At 61.8% G+C, this 20,582-nt stretch carries 13 protein-coding genes; 1 reads left to right on the top strand and 12 read right to left on the bottom strand.

Going from position 1 to position 20,582, the window contains the following annotated elements; all coding sequences use genetic code 11:
* Positions 1 to 108 precede the first annotated feature (108 nt).
* The 12 genes from HX851_RS21500 to HX851_RS21445 all read right to left on the bottom strand — a co-directional run bounded on the left by HX851_RS21500 (position 109) and on the right by HX851_RS21445 (position 17,898).
* Entirely contained in the window at positions 109 to 1,506 is a 1,398-nt protein-coding gene (locus tag HX851_RS21500; protein WP_256262567.1) for a lytic polysaccharide monooxygenase, read from the bottom strand.
* 522 nt (positions 1,507 to 2,028) lie between these two features.
* Entirely contained in the window at positions 2,029 to 3,096 is a 1,068-nt protein-coding gene (gene hemE / locus HX851_RS21495; RefSeq protein ID WP_177062831.1) for a uroporphyrinogen decarboxylase, read from the bottom strand.
* 309 nt (positions 3,097 to 3,405) lie between these two features.
* A complete protein-coding gene (locus HX851_RS21490) occupies positions 3,406 to 4,824 on the bottom strand; it encodes an FAD-dependent oxidoreductase (RefSeq protein ID WP_177062832.1) in 1,419 nt (472 codons plus the stop codon).
* A 31-nt stretch (positions 4,825 to 4,855) separates the two neighbouring features.
* Positions 4,856 to 9,304 carry a glutamate synthase large subunit gene (gene gltB, locus HX851_RS21485; RefSeq protein ID WP_177062833.1) on the bottom strand — a complete coding sequence of 1,483 codons (4,449 nt, stop codon included), beginning with the start codon at positions 9,302 to 9,304 and terminating at the stop codon, positions 4,856 to 4,858.
* Between the two features lie 347 nt (positions 9,305 to 9,651).
* Complete coding sequence (locus tag HX851_RS21480; RefSeq protein WP_177062834.1) at positions 9,652 to 11,253, bottom strand: SPOR domain-containing protein; 1,602 nt, start codon at positions 11,251 to 11,253, stop codon at positions 9,652 to 9,654.
* A 10-nt stretch (positions 11,254 to 11,263) separates the two neighbouring features.
* Positions 11,264 to 12,364, bottom strand: coding sequence for a 3-dehydroquinate synthase (gene aroB / locus HX851_RS21475; protein ID WP_177062835.1), 1,101 nt, complete (start codon positions 12,362 to 12,364; stop codon positions 11,264 to 11,266).
* Between the two features lie 149 nt (positions 12,365 to 12,513).
* Positions 12,514 to 13,032: a shikimate kinase AroK gene (gene aroK / locus HX851_RS21470; RefSeq protein ID WP_042935610.1), complete on the bottom strand. Its 519-nt coding sequence runs from the start codon at positions 13,030 to 13,032 to the stop codon at positions 12,514 to 12,516.
* A 4-nt stretch (positions 13,033 to 13,036) separates the two neighbouring features.
* Positions 13,037 to 15,112 carry a type IV pilus secretin PilQ gene (locus HX851_RS21465; RefSeq protein ID WP_177062836.1) on the bottom strand — a complete coding sequence of 692 codons (2,076 nt, stop codon included), beginning with the start codon at positions 15,110 to 15,112 and terminating at the stop codon, positions 13,037 to 13,039.
* Between the two features lie 11 nt (positions 15,113 to 15,123).
* Positions 15,124 to 15,651 carry a type 4a pilus biogenesis lipoprotein PilP gene (pilP, locus tag HX851_RS21460; RefSeq protein ID WP_177062837.1) on the bottom strand — a complete coding sequence of 176 codons (528 nt, stop codon included), beginning with the start codon at positions 15,649 to 15,651 and terminating at the stop codon, positions 15,124 to 15,126.
* Positions 15,648 to 16,271 (bottom strand): type 4a pilus biogenesis protein PilO, encoded by a 624-nt coding sequence (gene pilO, locus HX851_RS21455; protein ID WP_177062838.1) that lies wholly within the window; start codon positions 16,269 to 16,271, stop codon positions 15,648 to 15,650. Before pilO ends, pilP begins: the two co-directional genes overlap by 4 nt.
* Positions 16,268 to 16,834 carry a PilN domain-containing protein gene (locus HX851_RS21450; protein ID WP_017126914.1) on the bottom strand — a complete coding sequence of 189 codons (567 nt, stop codon included), beginning with the start codon at positions 16,832 to 16,834 and terminating at the stop codon, positions 16,268 to 16,270. The genes pilO and HX851_RS21450 overlap by 4 nt, the downstream gene beginning before the upstream one ends.
* A complete protein-coding gene (locus tag HX851_RS21445; RefSeq protein WP_177062839.1) occupies positions 16,834 to 17,898 on the bottom strand; it encodes a pilus assembly protein PilM in 1,065 nt (354 codons plus the stop codon). Before HX851_RS21445 ends, HX851_RS21450 begins: the two co-directional genes overlap by 1 nt.
* Before the next feature lie 203 nt (positions 17,899 to 18,101).
* Between HX851_RS21445 and HX851_RS21440 the strand changes: the two genes are divergently transcribed.
* Positions 18,102 to 20,537: a penicillin-binding protein 1A gene (locus HX851_RS21440; RefSeq protein WP_177062840.1), complete on the top strand. Its 2,436-nt coding sequence runs from the start codon at positions 18,102 to 18,104 to the stop codon at positions 20,535 to 20,537.
* Positions 20,538 to 20,582: the final 45 nt, after the last annotated feature.

The following is a 20,582-nucleotide window of genomic DNA, read 5'->3' as shown; positions in this document are numbered from 1 at the left end:
GAGGCACTCGCAAATAAAATTGAAAACAATAAATCTCGAAAATAAAAAACAGCCACATGAACCTGAAGCAACTTCTCCAGAAGTTGCCCCAGGCCACTTATATTCGTGTTACTTGACCATCCAGGCATCCTGCCAATTGGAACCATGTCCTGGCACATAGTGGTGACTATTGATCTTGCACCAATCCCCTGCCGGGAAAGGTTTGCACTCGTAGACCTTGTCACCCTGCAGTACCGTAGTGCCGGACTTGTAGTCGGCAATACCCTGCGGATAGACCGCGTCGTATTCCTGGTCGCTGCCTTCGCCGCCCAGTTCGATGGACACCAGGTCCTGCCGCGTGGTCCGGCCGTCGACCGTAGTACCGACCAGCTTGAGCTGATGAGTACCCGGTGCGCTGTGCACATCCACGTTCAACCAGGCCGCACCGGCTTCAACCTGCTGCGTGGTGGAACCCACCGGCTTGTTGCCGGCACCGAAGACCGTGACCTCGACGTTCATCGGACGATTGCCCAGGATCGGCACGGGCAAGCTCACCCGCCCCTTGTCCAGCGCATAATCGTTGCTGATCGCCGAGATGCGCAGGTCGGCATCGGCATCTTCCTTCAGCTCCATCTGCAACTCGTAGCGCTTGACGCCACTCTCGGCCTTGGCAAAGACCTTGTTCGCGCCCTTGATCGGATGGATATTGCCGTCCTCGTCACGCACACCGGCGCGGACCAGCTCCTGGGTGCGATTGATCTGCTCGGCCAGCTTGAACGACCAGTTCTCGGGTCGGCCTTCCTCGGCGCTACCGATGGCGATCTCGACACGTCGTTCATTGATCTCGCCCTCGGCGCCAAACGCCCGGGCCTTGACCGCATCGCCCACCAGCAAGGCGGCCGGAGCCGGCGTGATGTGGCCGACGGTGTTCCAGCCGTCCGGCGCGACCGCCTCGGCCAGGATGTTCACATCGGCCACGTTGTAGAAGGCCGCATCGGTATCGCCGACCGTCCAGACGCCAAGAATGATGTGCTGGCCGGTCTTGTCCGCGGGAATGACACAGGCATGCCGGGCGCCGGAAACCGGCAGTGCGTTTCGCCCGTCGACCGCACAGAAGGGCGTGCTGTCGAACGAGGCACGGCTCAGTGGTTGATTGGGGTTCCAGCCGGATCGGGTAATGAAATATTCATGTTTGGTCGCCGGGTGCGCCGCCGTGTACTGCCAGGCGAATTCGATATCGCGGTCCTTGATTTCGCTCAGGTGCCAACGCGTCGCGCTCTGGGTGTCCAGCGCGGAAAAGTTGGCGGAGCCGCCACTGGCAATCTTGCCGTCGACGGGACCTTGAAGCGGACTACCTCCCACTCCTGCCGGGAATCCCTTGAATGTCTCGCCGACGCTTTGCGGCTCGTACTGGGCACCGCCACAGTCCTTGTTGAGACCTTGCTGGCAGGCATAGGCCCGTGAAGGTGGATCACTCAGGTAACCATGCGCCGTCACCTGCTGCGAAGCGACAAGCGCCGTCAGCATGGCCAGGGAAGAAGCCCTTCCTGATACCGAATTTGAAAGTCTTTTTATCATGCAATCCAACTCCAGAGTCATATTGGGCGATGAAACACACTATCCCTGCGCGAGGCACGCCTCTTCCTTATTGATACTGCTCTTAATTATCACGAACATCATGTTCATGATGATCAACCCCATGAATTCAAAACTATAAGACCCTGAAAAACACAAGACGCCAGAATGCCAAGGACCTTGAGAGAAAATTTCTCATTATTCGCACAAGCAAAAACAAATAGTCCTACAGCGAAGCTGTCTAAATACGAGCCGTTGTAACTTTCCGAATGAGAATCAGGCTTTGCATTGTACGAATATTTAGTTTTTTAGCTGTCGGATAACTCCGACTATGAGGAAGGAATGGTCAGCAATAAGGAACTCTCCCCCCGGAAAACCCGTTTTCCAGGAGAAAAAAGATACAAGGCGGGAGAAAACAGAGGGAATCGAAAGAAAGACCGGATGCCCCGCCGGAACGGGGCTGTGGTCGGTCACTCAGCGGTGGTATTGCGCGGAGAACTCGTGCACGGCGTTGATAAAGGCGCCGGCATGTTCCGGATCGACTTCCGGGGTGATGCCATGACCCAGGTTGAACACGTGACCCGAACCTTCGCCGTAGCTGCCGAGAATCCGCGCCACTTCGGCACGGATCGCTTCAGGCTTGGCGTACAGCACGGTAGGGTCCATGTTGCCTTGCAGCGCGACCTTGGCGCCCACCCGGCGACGGGCTTCGCCCAGGTCGCAGGTCCAGTCCAGGCCCAGGGCATCGGCGCCGGCCTCGGCAATGCTTTCCAGCCACAGGCCGCCGTTCTTGGTGAACAGGATGACCGGCACCTTGCGTCCTTCATGTTCGCGGATCAGCCCGCTGACGATCTTGCGCATATAGGCCAGGGAGAACTCCTGATAGGCCGCCGCCGACAGGTTGCCGCCCCAGGTGTCGAAGATCTGTACCGCCTGGGCACCGGCCAGGATCTGGCCGTTGAGGTACGAGGTCACCGACTGGGCCAGCTTGTCCAGCAGCAGGTGCAGGGCCTGAGGGTTGTCGTAGAGCATCGCCTTGGTCTTGCGGAAGTCTTTCGACGAGCCGCCTTCGACCATATAGGTCGCCAGGGTCCAGGGGCTGCCCGAGAAGCCGATCAGCGGCACGCGGCCGTTGAGTTCACGGCGAATGGTGCTGACCGCGTCCATGACATAACCCAGGTCTTTCTGCGGGTCAGGGATCGGCAGCGCTTCGATATCCGCCAGGGTGCTGACGACTTTCTTGAAGCGCGGGCCTTCACCGGTCTCGAAATACAAGCCCTGGCCCATGGCATCGGGGATGGTCAGGATGTCTGAGAAGAGGATGGCGGCGTCCAGGCCCGGGTAACGGTCCAGGGGCTGCATCGTGACTTCGCAAGCGAACGACGGGTTCATGCACAAGCTCATGAAATCGCCGGCCTTGGCGCGACTGGCGCGGTACTCAGGCAGGTAGCGACCGGCCTGACGCATCATCCACACGGGAGTGACATCTACGGGTTGCTTGAGCAGGGCGCGCAGGAAACGGTCGTTCTTCAGGGCAGTCATGTCGGCATCCGGAAAAAAAGTGCGGGCATTTTCTCAGAGCGCGACGCAAAAGGCACGGCAAGAGCCGTGCCTTTTGTCTATCGGGTCAATTTGTCGCGGGTATCAAGGGCGACACTGGACTTCCGATCGTTCCCACGCTCTGCGTGGTAACGCCGCCATGGACGCTCTGCGTCCGCTTCCGTGACGCAGAGCGTCACGGGCTGCATACCCACGCTGGAGCGTGGGAACGATCATCAGGTACACCGCGTTATCGTTCATCGCTGGCAAGCCAGCTCCCACAGGTAGCGCATTCCAATATTGGAATGCTGGTCAGACGCCCAGGTAGTCCAGGATACCCTCGGCGGCGTTACGCCCCTCGAAGATCGCCGTCACCACCAGGTCGGAACCGCGCACCATGTCGCCACCGGCAAAAATCTTCGGATTGCTGGTCTGGTGCTTGAACTGCCCCTGCTCCGGAGCCACCACGCGGCCCTGGCTGTCGGTCTGGATGCTGAACTGCTCGAACCACGGTGCCGGGCTCGGGCGGAAACCGAAAGCGATGACCACGGCATCCGCCGGGATGATCTCTTCGGAACCCGGGATCGGCTCGGGGCTGCGGCGGCCACGGGCATCCGGTTCGCCGAGACGGGTCTCGACCACCTTCACGCCTTCGACCTTGTCTTCACCGACAATCGCGATCGGCTGGCGGTTGTAGAGGAACTTCACGCCTTCTTCCTTGGCGTTCTTCACCTCTTTGCGCGAGCCGGGCATGTTCGCCTCGTCACGACGATAGGCACAGGTCACCGACTTGGCACCCTGGCGGATCGAGGTGCGGTTGCAGTCCATCGCCGTGTCGCCACCACCGAGTACCACGACCTTCTTGCCCTTCATGTCGACGAAATCTTCCGGCGACTTTTCAAAGCCCAGGTTGCGGTTGACGTTGGCGATGAGGAAATCCAGGGCGTCATAGACGCCCGGCAGGTCCTCGCCGGCAAAACCACCCTTCATGTAGGTGTAGGTGCCCATGCCCATGAACACCGCATCGTATTCGGCGAGCAGTGCTTCCATGGTCACGTCCTTGCCCACCTCGGTATTGAGGCGGAACTCGATGCCCATGCCGCTGAAGACTTCGCGACGATTACTCAGCACGGTCTTTTCCAGCTTGAACTCGGGGATACCGAAGGTCAGCAGGCCACCGATTTCCGGGTTCTTGTCGAACACCACCGGCGTCACCCCGCCGCGCACCAGCACGTCGGCACAACCCAGGCCCGCCGGGCCCGCGCCGATGATCGCAACGCGCTTGCCGGTTGGCTTGACCTTGGACATGTCCGGACGCCAGCCCATGGCAAAGGCGGTATCGGTGATGTACTTCTCCACCGAACCGATGGTCACCGCGCCGAAACCGTCGTTGAGGGTGCAGGCACCCTCGCACAGGCGGTCCTGCGGGCACACCCGGCCGCAGACTTCCGGCAGGGTGTTGGTCTGGTGGGACAGTTCGGCGGCGGCGAGGATATTGCCCTCGGCCACCAGCTTCAGCCAGTTGGGAATGAAGTTGTGCACCGGGCACTTCCACTCGCAATACGGGTTACCGCAACCCAGGCAGCGGTGGGCCTGGTCGGCCGACTGCTGGGGTTTGAAGGGTTCGTAGATCTCCACGAACTCTTTCTTGCGTTGACGCAACAGTTTCTTCTTCGGATCCTTGCGCCCGACATCGATGAACTGGAAGTCGTTACTCAGACGTTCAGCCATTACAAAAACCTCATCAAACTCTTCAGGCGCATCACTGCGGGTTGGCACGGGTGCTGGACAGCAACGACTTCAGGGTCGCCGCCTTCGGCTTGACCAGCCAGAAGCGCCGCAGGTAGTCGTCCAGGTTCTCGGCGAGGTTACGACCCCATTCGCTATCGGTCTCCTCGACATACTCGTCCAGCACGCGTTGCAGGTGGCTGCGATAGGATTCCATCGCTTCGCCGCTGATCCGCTGGATCTCCACCAACTCGTGGTTCACCTTGTCGACAAAGGTATTGTCCTGGTCCAGCACGTAGGCGAAACCGCCGGTCATGCCCGAACCGAAGTTGTAGCCGGTCTTGCCCAGTACCGCGACAAAACCACCGGTCATGTACTCGCAGCAGTGATCGCCGGTGCCTTCCACCACGGTGTGGGCACCGGAGTTACGCACGGCGAAACGCTCGCCCGCGGTACCGGCGGCGAACAGCTTGCCTCCGGTCGCACCGTACAGGCAGGTGTTGCCGATAATGGCGCTGTCCTGGGTCTTGTAGGCACTGCCTTTGGGCGGAACGATCACCAGCTTGCCACCGGTCATGCCCTTGCCCACGTAGTCGTTGGCATCGCCTTCGAGGTACAGGTTCAGGCCACCGGCGTTCCACACGCCGAAGCTCTGCCCGGCAGTGCCCTTGAAGCGGAAGGTGATCGGCGCCTTGGCCATGCCCTGGTTGCCGTGGACACGGGCGATTTCACCGGAGATCCGCGCACCGATGGAACGGTCGCAGTTGCAGATATCCAGGGAGAAGTCGGCACCGCTCAGGTCGTTGATCGCCGATTTGGCCATTTCGACCATCTTCTCGGCCAGCAGGCCCTTGTCGAACGGCGGGTTGCGGTCGACCTGGCAGAACTGCGGCTTGTCCACCGGGATGTGATCGCTGCCCAGCAGCGGCGTCAGGTCCAGGTGATTCTGCTTGGCGGTTTCGCCCTGGAGGATTTCCAGCAGGTCGGTACGCCCGATCAGTTCTTCGAGGCTGCGCACGCCGAGCTTCGCCAGCCACTCGCGGGTTTCCTCGGCGACGTAGGTGAAGAAGTTCACCACCATGTCGACGGTGCCGATGTAGTGGTCCTTGCGCAGCTTCTCGTTCTGGGTCGCCACGCCGGTGGCGCAGTTGTTCAGGTGGCAGATGCGCAAGTACTTGCAGCCCAGGGCGATCATCGGCGCAGTGCCGAAGCCGAAGCTCTCGGCACCGAGGATGGCCGCCTTGATCACGTCGAGGCCGGTTTTCAGGCCACCGTCGGTCTGTACCCGGACCTTGCCGCGCAGGTCGTTGCCGCGCAGGGTCTGGTGGGTTTCGGCAAGGCCGAGTTCCCACGGCGCACCGGCGTACTTGATCGAGGTCAGCGGTGAAGCACCGGTGCCGCCGTCGTAACCGGAGATGGTGATCAGGTCGGCATAAGCTTTCGCCACGCCGGCAGCGATGGTGCCGACGCCGGCTTCCGCCACCAGCTTGACCGAGACCAGCGCCTGCGGGTTGACCTGTTTCAGGTCGAAGATCAGCTGCGACAAGTCTTCGATGGAATAGATGTCGTGGTGCGGCGGTGGCGAGATCAGGGTCACGCCCGGCACCGCATAACGCAGCTTGGCGATCAGGCCGTTGACCTTGCCGCCAGGCAACTGGCCGCCTTCACCGGGCTTGGCGCCCTGGGCCACCTTGATTTGCAGCACTTCGGCATTGACCAGGTATTCCGGGGTCACACCGAAACGGCCGGTCGCCACCTGCTTGATTTTCGAGCTCTTGATGGTGCCGTAGCGTGCCGGGTCTTCGCCGCCTTCACCGGAGTTGGAACGCGCACCCAGGCGGTTCATGGCTTCGGCCAGGGCTTCGTGGGCTTCCGGCGACAAGGCGCCAAGGGAAATACCCGCCGAGTCGAAACGCTTGAGGATCGACTCCAGCGGCTCGATGTCGCTGATCGACAGCGGCGTGTCCAAGGTCTTCACCTTGAACAGGTCGCGGATCATCGACACCGGACGGTTGTCCACCAGCGCGGTGTATTCCTTGAACTTGCTGTAGTCGCCCTGCTGCACGGCGGCTTGCAGGGTGCTGACCACATCCGGGTTGTAGGCGTGGTATTCGCCACCGTAGACAAACTTCAGCAGGCCGCCTTGCTGGATCGGCTTGCGCGCGCTCCAGGCTTCGGTCGCCAGCAGCTTCTGTTCGGCTTCGAGGTCGACGAAACGCGCCCCCTTGATCCGACTCGGCACGCCACGGAAGCTCAGGCCGACCACTTCCTCGGACAGGCCGATGGCCTCGAACAGTTGCGCACCACGGTACGAGGCGATGGTGGAGATACCCATTTTCGAGAGGATCTTCAGCAGGCCCTTGGTGATGCCCTTGCGGTAGTTCTTGAAGACTTCGTACAGATCGCCCAGCACTTCACCGGTACGGATCAGGTCGCCCAGCACTTCATAGGCGAGGAACGGATAGACCGCCGACGCACCGAAACCGATCAGCACCGCGAAGTGATGCGGGTCGCGGGCGGTGGCGGTCTCGACCAGGATGTTGCTGTCGCAACGCAGGCCTTTTTCGGTCAGGCGGTGGTGCACGGCACCGGTCGCCAGAGACGCGTGCACCGGCAGCTTGCCCGGAGCGATATGGCGGTCGCTGAGGACGATCTGGGTCCGTCCGGCGCGCACGGCTTCCTCGGCCTGGTCGGCGATGTTGCGCACGGCCGCTTCCAGGCCGACGCTCTCGTCGTAGTTCAGGTCGATGATCTGGCGTTCGAAGCCCGGACGCTCCAGGTTCATCAGCGAGCGCCACTTGGCCGGGGAAATCACCGGCGAGCTGAGGATCACCCGCGAGGCGTGTTCCGGCGACTCTTCGAAGATGTTGCGCTCGGCACCGAGGCAGATCTCCAGCGACATGACGATGGCTTCACGCAGCGGATCGATCGGCGGGTTGGTCACCTGGGCGAACTGCTGGCGGAAATAGTCGTACGGCGTGCGCACGCGCTGGGACAGGACCGCCATCGGCGTGTCGTCGCCCATGGAGCCGACCGCCTCGTAGCCCTGCTCGCCCAACGGACGCAGCACCTGGTCGCGCTCTTCGAACGTGACCTGGTACATCTTCATGTACTGCTTGAGCTGCTCGACGTTGTAGAACGCCGAACCATGGTCGTTGTCTTCCATGGTCGCCTGGATGCGCAAGGCATTCTTGCGCAGCCACTGCTTGTACGGATGACGCGACTTCAGGCGGTTGTCGATGGAATCGGTGTCGAGGATCTGGCCGGTCTCGGTGTCCACGGCGAAGATCTGCCCAGGCCCGACGCGGCCCTTGGCGATGACATCTTCCGGCTTGTAGTTCCACACGCCGATTTCCGACGCCAGGGTGATATAGCCGTTCTTGGTGGTCACCCAGCGCGCCGGGCGCAGACCGTTGCGGTCGAGCAGGCAGACCGCGTGGCGACCCTCGGTCATCACGACACCCGCCGGGCCGTCCCACGGTTCCATGTGCATAGAGTTGAATTCATAGAACGCGCGCAGGTCGGCGTCCATGGTCTCGACGTTCTGCCACGCCGGCGGAATCAGCATGCGCACACCGCGGAACAGGTCGATACCGCCAGTCACCATCAGTTCGAGCATGTTGTCCATGCTCGAGGAGTCGGAGCCGACGCGGTTGACCAGCGGGCCCAGTTCGTCGAGATCGGGGATCAGGTCATTGGCGAACTTGGTGCGCCGGGCCTGGGCCCAGTTGCGGTTGCCGGTGATGGTGTTGATCTCGCCGTTGTGCGCCAGGAAGCGGAACGGTTGCGCCAGCGGCCATTTCGGCAGGGTGTTGGTGGAGAAACGCTGGTGGAACACGCAGATGGCGGTCTGCAGCGTCGGATCGTTGAGGTCCGGATAAAAGGCGGTCAGGTCCGCCGGCATCATCAGGCCTTTATAGATGATGGTCTTGTGCGAAAAGCTGCAGATGTAGTGGTCGGTATCGGCGGCGTTGGCCACCGACGAACGACGACGGGCACTGAACAGCTTGATGGCGAACGCCTGGTCACTCAGGCCTTCGCCGCCGATGAATACCTGCTCGATCTGCGGCAGGCGCTCCAGGGCCAGGCGGCCGAGGACGCTGGTATCGATCGGCACCTTGCGCCAGCCCACCAGTTGCAGGCCGGCCGCGAGGATTTCACGATTCATGTGTTCGCGGGCTGCTTCGGCTTTGACCGGGTCCTGGTTGAAGAACACCATGCCCACCGCGTACTGCTTGGGCAGATCGCTACCGAATGTCGATTTGGCGACGGCACGCAGGAACTGGTCCGGCTTCTGAATCAGAAGGCCGCAACCGTCACCGGTCTTGCCGTCGGCGTTGATCCCACCACGGTGGGTCATGCAGGTCAGGGCCTCAATGGCCGTCTGCAACAGGTGATGACTGGGCTCGCCTTGCATGTGAGCAATCAGGCCGAAACCGCAGTTATCCTTGAATTCATCTGGTTGGTACAGACCTGCTTTCATAGACACTTTCTCACCAGGCTGCCTCTTATCGAGGCAAATTTCTTTTCAATTCAACCACTTACCATCCACGCCGAACGTACGCCGGCTTTGCAGGGGCAAAAGGGAGGTCATTGTACACACCGACACAGAAGCTCACAAATTTAGCGACGAAATGTCGCAAATCTATGTCGCATTTATGAAAGGTTTAAAGCGATATCTCGTGCTAGTCAAAACATTTTTGAATTCTGACCGCTACGACTCAAATCTACCGTGACGCAGACACCACAAGGCACGCAGCTTTGAGGCTGCGCGCTCAGGTGGAAATTTTGAGGTGCCGGGAGGGCGGCCTGGGTAAGGCCGCCGAATCATCAGCGAGTTGTGGCGAGGTCCTGTTGGACGCTGGCGACAGTGCGAGGCCAAGGTTTACCAGCCTGAACCTTCGCTGGCAAGGCCTTGATAGCAGTAACTGCCGCATCGCGGCTCGGGAAGCTGCCATAAGTGATCACGTAGAGAGGCTTGCCGTTGAGCACTTTCTTGAAATAACGGTACTCGCCGCCCTGTTCCTTGACGAAATTCTGGGCCGTGGCTTCCGAACTGGTGCCGAGGATCTGCACCACGTAGTGACTCGGCGTCTGGCCGGCGTACCAGCTGCCACCGGCGGCAGGCTTGGCGGCCGCTACCGGCTTCTCGACCGGCTTCTCGGCCTTGGCCACCGGCTTGGCGGGCACCGGTACCGGTGTCTGCGCAGGCTTGGCGACAGGCGCTGCCGGCTTGGCCGCAGCGACCTGGGCAGGCGTTGGACGGGCTGCCGGAGTCGGGGTCGGGCCGGCCGGAACACCGAGGGGCGGCGCCGTGGTGGTGACGGTCGGCGGCTGGGCCACACCGCCGTCAACCGCTGGCGCACCACCGTCGTCACCTTCGGTCATGCCACCCGCGGCTTCGGCCAGCGGACCACGCATCACCGGCTGCGACTGACCGACCAACGGCAGCGGCATCGGTTGCGAATTACCGGCGAACTCCACCGCGGGACCACCCGCGGCATTCGGCTTCGGCGTTTGCCCCAGCGGCAACTGGGCCTGCTCGCTGGCCGGCGTACCGGCGGTCACTGGCGCCTTGCTGCGGCCGGAACTCATCCAGGCCGCGGCGATAGCGACCACCACCACCCCGGATAATGCCAACACGTATTTCTTCGACATCTTGAACCCCATACTTGGTCGCTTGACCGCGGAGCGGCTGGCAATCATGGCCTCGATCATGGCGTCACGAGCGACCTGGTTGATATTGCCAGGCCAGCCCTCGGCGCTTTCGTGAATCTCAGTGATCTGCTCAGCGGAAAAAAGTTCGATTCCCTGGCCCGCGCCCTCAAGACGCTGGGCCAGGTATTCGCGTGTTTCCTCTTCGGTGTAGGGCTGCAGCTCGATCACGTGGAAGCGCTCTTCCTCCGCGCCCTGCTGCTCCAGGCCGGCAATCATCGACGACTCGCCGAACAGGAAGACGTGCGGACGGCCTTCCGGCGCACCAGCCGCCAATGCCAGCAAGGCTTCGATCGCGGAATCGTCGAGTTGTTCAGCGTCGTCCACCAGCAGATAGACTTCCTGGCCGGTCAGCGCCAACTGCACCACCTGCGCCAGGATCGAACCGATCTCGGCCTGGGCCACATTCAGGGCCTGGGCGATCTGGCGCAACACACCCACCGCGTCGCCGGCGCCACGGGCCGACACCACCACGCTCTGCACCGACTGCTTGTTGGTGCTCGCCACCAGCGCCTGGCGCAGCAAGGTCTTGCCGCTGCCCTGCGGGCCGGTCACCACCAGCAGCAACTGGCTGTAGCGGGCCAGGTGATGCAATTGCCCCAGCACCGGTTTGCGCTGGGCCGGGAAAAATTTGAAGCCAGGCACCCGTGGAGCAAAAGGGTCGTGACTCAACTGATAATGGCCGAGGAAAGCCTCGTCGGCATGCAAACTAGTCATCGGAATCTTATCAACCTTTAAGCTGAGCCAGAGCGCGGTAGTCCGCCCCCAGCGTGGCCTGTAGAACCTCTTTCGGATAATCGTCGGTCACTACGGCTTCGCCCATGCGGCGCAACAACACCAGACGTAAACGACCGTCGATCACTTTCTTGTCAATTGCCATGTGTTCGAGAAAATCGGCCTCGGTCATCTCCTCGGGAGGAATGACCGGCAATCCCGCGCGCTGGAACAAGCGGATACCGCGATCGCGCTCGGCGTCGGTGATCCAGCCCAGGCGCGCGGACATCTCCAGCGCCATCACCGTCCCCGCCGCCACGGCTTCGCCATGCAGCCAGACACCGTAGCCCATATGGGTTTCGATGGCATGACCGAAGGTGTGCCCGAGGTTGAGGGTGGCGCGCACCCCGGTCTCGCGCTCATCGGCGCCGACCACGGCCGCCTTGGCCGCACAGGAGCGCTCGATGGCCTCGGTCAGGGCTGCCTGGTCGAGGCCGCGCAAGGCATCGACATGCTCTTCCAGCCAGGTCAGGAACGGCTCGTCGCAGATCAGGCCGTACTTGATGACCTCGGCCAGCCCCGCCGACAGTTCGCGCGCCGGCAGCGTGTTCAGGGTCGCGGTATCGATCAGCACCACATTGGGCTGATAGAAGGCACCGACCATGTTCTTGCCCAGCGGATGGTTGATGCCGGTCTTGCCGCCCACCGACGAATCGACTTGAGACAACAAGGTAGTCGGAACCTGGATAAAATCCACCCCGCGCTGATAGCAGGCCGCGGCGAAACCGGCCATGTCACCGATGACGCCGCCACCCAGGGCGATGACCGTGGTCCGGCGATCGTGCCGGGCGCTCAGCAGGCCGTCGAAAATCAGTTGCAGGGTTTCCCAGGTCTTGAAGGCTTCGCCGTCGGGCAGGACCACCGAGATCACCGAATAGGCCGCCAGGCTACGGCTCAGGCGTTCAAGATAGAGCGGGGCGACGGTTTCGTTGGAGATGATTGCGACTTGCCGACCGGCAATGTGCGGCGTCAGTAGCTCAGGCTTGTCCAGCAGCCCTTCGCCAATATGAATCGGGTAGCTACGCTCGCCAAGATCGACCTTAAGTGTCTGCATGTGTCCCCACAGTGAAGATGGACGCGGGCGTCCAGTCTCAGGATTAACGATTGTTGGCGGCGTCCGTTTCCGGCGCCCCCCAATGGCCTTGAGCCATGACCGACACCGAGCATGGCGGGCGTCGAGGATAGCGCATTTCGCCCTGCGCTTTAACGGGGAGGTAGCTGCTGCAAGCGTTCAAGGATATCCAGTACCACCATGCGTGGCGGCCGTTCATCGGTTTCCACCACCAGATCGGCGATTTCCCGATAAAGCGGATCACGGATCGCCAACAGATCCCGCAGGGTCTTGGCCGGATCGGCGGTACGCAACAGCGGACGGTTGCGATCACGGGCGGTGCGGCCCACCTGCTGCTCCACTGAAGCATGCAGGTAGACGACCCGTCCGCCGGCGTGCAGGGCCTGGCGATTTTCATCGCGCATGACCGCACCGCCGCCCGTGGCCAGGACCACACCGTCGGCTGCGCACAGCTCGGCAATCATCGCTTGCTCACGATCGCGAAAGCCCGGCTCGCCTTCCTTATCGAAGATCCACGGGATATTGGCGCCCGTGCGCAGTTCAATTTCCTTATCGGAATCTTTGAAAGGCAGGCGCAGCTCTTTGGCCAGCAAGCGGCCTATGGTGCTTTTTCCAGCCCCCATAGGCCCAACAAGAATCAAATTTCGCACAGAATCAACGACTCACAGCAATCGCCTGGTTATTCATGATACGCGGAGTCAGGAATACCAGCAGCTCGGATTTTGCTTCCGAGACAATGTCTCGGCGGAAAAGGCGGCCAACATACGGCACATCGCCAAGAAATGGCACCTTCTCTTCGGTTTTGCTCTGAGTATTGGAGAACACGCCACCGATCACCACGGTTTCACCGTCGTTGACCAGCACCTTGGCATTGACTTCGTTCTTCTTGATCGGCGGCACGTTGTTGAGCACGTTCTGGTAGTCCGGCTCGTCCTTGGTGACCTTCACTTCCATGATGATGCGGTTGTCCGGGGTGATCTGCGGCGTGACCTCAAGGGACAGCGACGCTTCCTTGAAGGACACCGAGGTGGCACCGCTGGAGCTGGATTCCTGGTACGGAATCTCCGTGCCCTTGAGGATTTTCGCGGTTTCCTTGTCGGAGGTGACCACCTTGGGCTGCGACACGACTTCACCGTTGCCGGTTTTCTCCATCGCGCTCAGTTCCAGGTCGAGGATAGTGTTGTCGGTGACGAAGCCGATGCCGATACCGGAGGTCGCCGTGGTTGCACCCAGGTCGACGAACGGTGTGCTGGCGCTCTGGCCAGTCAACTTCGACAACGTCGGCGAACCGCCGCTGCCTTTCCAGTTGCCGCCCGAGATGCTGCCGCCCCAACGGGCGCCCAGCTGCTTGTCATAACCGACGTTGGCCTCGACGATACGCGCCTCGATCATCACCTGGCGCACCGGAATATCCAGTTGCGCCACGATCCGCCGCAATTCGTCGAGGCGGTCCTGGGTCTGGTAGGCAATGATGTTGTTCGTGCGGTCATCCACGGTGATCGAGCCACGCTCGTCGCCCTTGGCTTCGGCACTGGTCACCGACTGGAACAGCTTGGCGATATCCGCCGCCTTCGCGTAGTTGACCTGCAGCAGCTCGCGGCGCAGCGGCGCCAGTTCGGCGATCTGTTTCTGCGATTCCAGTTCCTGGCGTTCACGCGCGGCGATCTCGTCCGCCGGCGCCACCAGCAGGACGTTGCCGATCTTGCGTTTGTCCAGGCCCTTGGTCTTGAGCACCAGGTCCAGTGCCTGGTCCCAAGGCACGTTCTGCAGGCGCAAGGTAATCCCGCCCTGCACCGTGTCGCTGGCCACCAGGTTCAGGTTGGTGAAGTCGGCGATCAGTTGCAGCACCGAGCGCACGTCGATGTCCTGGAAGTTCAGCGAGAGCTTTTCACCGCTGTAGACAAACCGCTCGGCATTACGCCGTTGCAGGTCGTCGACAGTCAGCGGGCGGACACTGATGGTCAACTTGTTGTCGGTCTGGTACGTCGAATAGTCGAAGGCGCCGCTCGGCTCGATGGAAATACTCGCCCGATCGGCAGAGGCGGTGGCATTGACGAATTGCACCGGCGTGGCGAAATCCTTCACGTCCAGGCGTACACGCAGGGGGTCGGGCAGTTGGGTGCGCGGGAACTCCACGCTGATCTTGCCGCCTTTTTCCTGGATATCCGGGCTGATGGACGGGTCGGAGAGTTCGATGACCACGTTGCCTTCGCCCTGCTCGCCACGCTGGAAGTCGATATTGCGAATGGCCTTGCCCGCCGCTACGTAGGGCTTGGGTGCCGCACGCGCCGGTTGCGCCACCGCAGCCGCCGGCCGGGCGGCACTGGCCTGGCCTGGAGCGGCAAGCGCCGCGCCCTGGCCGACCACCACGAACAGGTTGTTACCCTCGATACGGGTGCTGTAGGGCACCAGCTTGGTCAGGTTGATGATCAGCCGGGTCCGATCCTTGGCTTCCACCACGGTCACGCTGCGCGCGTTGCCCACGCCCAGGTCACGGGTCTTGGTGGTCAACTGGCTGGCCACCCCGGTCAGGTCCAGGGCAATCCGCGCCGGCTGATCGGTGGTGTAGCCGTGAGGGGCCGCGGGTGCGCTGTCGAAGGCCAGCTTGAGCTCAACCCGATCCCCGGGCAGCGCCGCCACATCGAGGGTCTTCAGGTTGGCGGCCAGCACCATCGGCGACACCAGCGCCATCCATAGCGAAATGCCGAAGGTGGAAATAATCCTGTTCATATCGAGTTCCACTATGAGTGCTCTTTCAAAGGGATGGTGCGCGGCCGTTCCAGCCAGGTGCCTTCACCGTCCGGAACGATTTCGATCACCTCGACCTGGGAGTCGGTGATGGCCACGATCCGACCCTCGTTGCGTCCCAGGTAATCACCCACTTTCAAACGATGGACGCCACCGGCCCCACGCAGCAAGGCGTAGGTACCGCTGGCATTGGAAAGCGTACCGACCATCTCGAACTGCTCGATATTGAAGCCTTCGAGAAACTGCCTGGTCCGGTTCGGGTCCGGCTTGACCTCGTGGGAACCTTTCTGGCGGTTCACCAGGTCGATCTTGACCGGCGGCTGGAACGGACTGCGCAGCGACGAGGCGTTGTAGGTAAACGCCTCGTAGGAAATGAATTTCGGTGTCGGTTCGATATTGCCGGCCGGCCGCGCACGCACTTCACGCATGTAGGCATCCAGGTCACTGAAGTCATTGCTGTTGCCACAACCGGCCAGCAGCACCGCGGCCATTGCTACGCACAACCCGTGCAAGCGGCTCATTTCTGCAGCCCCTTGTCGTTGTAGCGATAGGTCTTGGCGAGGATGCTCATGCGCAGCTTGTTGCCATTGTTCGCGGTGACCGGCTTGATCTCGAAATCGTGCAGGGTGACGATTCGCGGCAGGCTGGCCACGCCACTGACAAAGGTTGCCAGGTCATGGTAGGCACCGGTCACGGTGATCTGGATCGGCAGCTCGATATAGAACTGCTGCGCCACCTCGGGCAACAGCTTGATCTCTTCGAACTCCAGTCCGCTGCCGAGCCCGGTACGGGTGATGTCTTCCAGCAGCCCCGGCACCTCGGTGTCGCTGGGCAGTTGCTTGAGCAGCGCGCCGAAGGACGCCTCCATGTCGAGCATCTGCTGGGTGTAGGCCTCCAGGTTTGCCGCCAGGTGCGCCTTGGTCGCGAACTGCTCCTTCAGGGTGACTTCCGTGGCCCGTTGCTGGTCCAACTGGTCGGTCAGGTCCTTGATATAGAAGTTGTAGCCCAGGGTCAGCACCAGGACCGCGACGATCACGCCGCAGGCACCCTTGACCGCCGCCGGCCAGGAACCGATGTTTTGCATGTCGAGATCGGCGAGGTCGATCTTGCGCAGGTTTTCCAGCCATTCGGAGACATTCATTTGGCGGCCCCCGGAACCGGAGGCTGGGTCTGGCGCACGCTCAGCTGGAACACGTTCGCCTGGTCGACCGCGCCGGCGGTCGTCGCCTTGACCTCGGTCAGGCTCGGTGCTTCAAGCCAATCGGAGGCATCGAGGTTGCGCATCAGGTCCGAGACCCGGTTGTTGGACTCCGCCGCGCCGGTGAGCGCAATGGTCTTGCCGGTCATCTTCACTTCCGTGAAATACACGCCATCAGGCAGGGTTCGCGCCAGTTGATCGAAGATCCGCCCGCTGATCGGCCGGTTGCCTTGCAGGTCCTGGATGATCTTCATCCGCTCGATCAATTGCTGGCGACGCGCCTTGAGCTCGCTGATCTGCTTGATCCGCGCATCGAGCTGGGCGATCTCCTTGTTCATGTAGGCATTGCGCGCGGTCTGGTGATCGATGGAGTTGCTGATGTACTGGTCAGTCATCAGCACCAGGCCGACGGCCGCCACCAGCACACCGACCAGGGCCGTGAGGAAGCGCTTGCGCCGCTCTTCGCGCAGTTGCTCGCGCCAGGGGAGAAGGTTGATCCGCGCCATCAGTCGAAACTCCTCAACGCCAGACCGCAGGCGATCATCAGGGCCGGCGCATCACTGGCCAGTGCCCCGGCATTGACCTTGCTGCTCAACGCCATGTCAGCGAAAGGGTTGGCCACCAGGGTAGGCGTACCGAGCCGCTGCTGGATCAGGTGATCGAGGCCGGCAATGGAGGCGGTGCCGCCTGCCAGCAGAATGTAGTCGACATCGTTGTACTGGCCCGAAGCGAAGAAGAATTGCAGGGAACGCGACACCTGCTGGACCACGGCGTCCTTGAAGGGCTGCAGGACCTCGGCGACATAGTCGTCGGGCAGGCCGCCCTGTTTCTTCGCCAGGCCCGCCTCTTCGTTGGACAGGCCGTAGCGCCGCTGGATTTCCTCGGTGAGCTGGCGACCGCCGAACAATTGTTCACGGGTATAGATGATCCGGCCGTTGTGCAGCACGCTGAGGGTGGTCATGGTCGCGCCGATATCGACCACCGCGACCGTCAACCGGTCGTGATCGCTGGCCAACTGGGCCGCGAGCAGGCCAAAGGAGCGCTCCAGGGCATAGGCCTCGACATCCACCACCTTGGCATCGAGCCCGGCCAGCGCCAGGGCCGCTTCGCGCACCTCGACGTTTTCTTTCCGACAGGCGGCCAGCAGCACTTCGACACGCTCGGGATTGCGCGCCGAATAACCCTGGACTTCAAAGTCGATGGCCACTTCTTCGAGGGGATAGGGAATGTACTGGTCGGCCTCGATCTTGAGCTGGCTCTCCATGTCGTCATCGGAAAGCCCGGCATCCATCTCGATGGTCTTGGTGATCACCGCGGAACCGGCGACCGCGACGGCCACATGGCGCGCACTGGTCTTGGCCTTGAGCAGCACCCGCGTCAGGGCCTGGCCGACACCTTCGAGCTCGGCGATGTTTTTCTCGACCACGGCGTTAGGCGGCAGCGGTTCCACGGCGTAGGACTCGACCCGATATCGATTGCCTGAACGGCTCAATTCGAGGAGTTTTACCGAGGTGGAACTGATGTCGATCCCCAGGAGCGAATGCGCTTTTTTGCCAAAGAGTCCAAGCACTACCGATTCCCTATTACTATCCGCGACTTACGGACCCTTTATGATGATGGGCATTTAATAGCAGTCTTGACATAAGCGCAAATGACGCTCAACGCCAAAAAATGCTTATAATGCCCACGTTTTTCTCCGAGCCGTCGAACCAGCGCTTGCTGTGAATTTAGCCTGACGCCTAACCCATTCTTTTATCTGGAAATCCACAAGCCTTGATTCGTCTGCTGAAGTTTTTCGGGTGGTCTTTCGTCGCCGTATTCTGCGGGCTGCTGCTCGTCCTGAGCGGCGCATTTCTTTATCTTAGTCCGGGCTTGCCGTCCGTGGAGACACTGAGAAGCATCCAGTTGCAGATTCCGCTCAGGGTCTACACCAGCGATGGCAAACTGATCGCCGAATTCGGCGAGATGCGCCGCTCCCCCATCCGCTTCGCCGACATTCCACCGAATTTCATCAACGCCCTGCTCAGTGCCGAAGACGACAACTTTGCCAATCACTACGGCGTCGACCCCAGCAGCCTGATGCGCGCCGCGACCCAATTGGTCAAGAGCGGACACATCCAGTCCGGCGGCAGCACCATCACCATGCAGGTGGCGAAAAACTTCTTCCTGTCCAGCGAGCGTAGCTTCTCGCGCAAGACCAACGAGATTCTTCTTGCCCTGCAGATCGAACGCCAGCTGACCAAGGATGAAATCCTCGAGCTGTATGTGAACAAAATCTACCTGGGCAACCGCGCCTACGGTATCGAAGCCGCATCACAGGTGTATTACGGTAAATCGATCCGTGACATCACCCTGGCCCAGATGGCGATGATCGCCGGCCTGCCGAAAGCCCCGTCGCGCTTCAACCCGTTGGCCAACCCGGTCCGTGCCAAGGAACGTCGCGACTGGATCCTGGGGCGCATGTACAAGCTGGGCAAGATCGACGAAGCCGCCTACCAGGCCGCCATCGTCGAGCCGATCAACGCCAGCTATCACGTGCCGACGCCGGAAGTGAACGCGCCGTATATCGCCGAAATGGCCCGCGCCGAAATGGTCGGTCGTTATGGCAGCGAGGCCTACACCGAAGGTTTCCGCGTCACCACCACGGTCCCGAGCAACCTCCAGGAGCTGGCCAACCATGCCGTCCAGGAAGGCTTGATCACCTATGACCAGCGCCACGGCTACCGCGGCCCCGAATCCCGCCTGCCCGGCAAGACCACCGATGCCTGGATCGCGGAACTGGGCAAGCAGCGCCCCATCAGCGGCCTGGAACCGGCGATCGTCACCCAGGTGGACAAGAACATCCTGCACGTGCTGACCCGCAACGGCCCGGAGCTCGTCGCCTGGGACACCATGAAATGGGCGCGTCCGTACCTCAACACCAACAGCCTCGGCGCCGCACCGAAGCAGCCGTCCGATGTCGCCCAGGTCGGTGACCTGATCCGCGTCCAGCGCCAGGCCGACAACAGCCTGAAATTCAGCCAGGTCCCGGCGGCGCAGAGCGCACTGGTCTCCCTTGACCCGCAAAACGGCGCGATTCGTGCCCTGGTCGGCGGCTTCGCCTTCGAGCAGAGCAACTACAACCGCGCCATGCAGGCCAAGCGCCAGCCGGGTTCGAGCTTCAAGCCGTTCATCTACAGCGCGGCCCTGGACAACGGCTACACGCCAGCCAGCCTGGTCAACGACGCCCCGATCGTGTTCGTCGACGAGTACCTGGACAAGGTCTGGCGACCGAAGAACGACACCAACACCTTCCTCGGCCCGATCCGCATGCGTGAAGCGCTGTACAAGTCGCGCAACCTGGTTTCGATCCGCCTGCTGCAAAGCCTGGGCGTCGACAAGACCATCGACTACATCGCCAAGTTCGGCTTCAACAAGCAGGACCTGCCACGCAACCTGTCCCTGGCCCTGGGTACCGCGACCCTGACGCCGATGGAGATCGCCACCGGCTGGAGCACTTTCGCCAATGGCGGCTACAAGATCACGCCGTACCTGATCGACAAGATCGAAAGCCGCAATGGCGACACCCTGTTCGTCGCCAACCCGCCCAGCGTACCGACCGGCGAAGCGGCCAGCAGCGGCATCGCGGCACCGGGCCAGCCGACGTTTACCGTCAACAGCACGGGCGAGGCTCCGGCTCCGGCCGCCCAGGCTCCGGCCGTCGCCGAACGCATCATCGACGGGCGCACCACCTTTATCCTCAACAGCATGCTCGAGGACGTGATCAAGCTCGGCACCGGCCGTCGCGCCCTGGCCCTGGGCCGTAGTGACCTGGCGGGCAAGACCGGTACCACCAACGAATCCAAGGACGCCTGGTTCACCGGCTACAACGCCGACTACATCACCACCGTCTGGACCGGCTTCGACCAGCCCGAAAGCCTCGGTCGCCGCGAATTCGGCGGCACGGTGGCGCTGCCGATCTGGATGGATTACATGGGGGCCGCACTCAAGGGCATGCCGCCGCACACCCAGGCGGAGCCGGAAGGCATCCTCAGCCTGCGGGTCGATCCGGTCAGCGGTCGTGCGGCAACGCCGGGGACGCCCAATGCCTACTTCGAGCTGTTCAAGAGCGAAGACACGCCGCCGTCGGTCAATGAACTGGGCAATGGCGGCAACGCCCCGGGCAGCCCGCTGCCGGCGGACGAAGCGGCACCGATCGACCTGTTCTGATCGGGCAGCCTGTGGGAACTGGCTTCTGTAGGAGGCGCTGGCTTG

This window comes from Pseudomonas gingeri, from assembly GCF_013385635.1.
Classification (GTDB): domain Bacteria; phylum Pseudomonadota; class Gammaproteobacteria; order Pseudomonadales; family Pseudomonadaceae; genus Aquipseudomonas; species Aquipseudomonas gingeri_A.
Note: the sequence above shows the minus strand (reverse complement) of the source record. Positions and strands in the feature narration are given on the sequence as shown.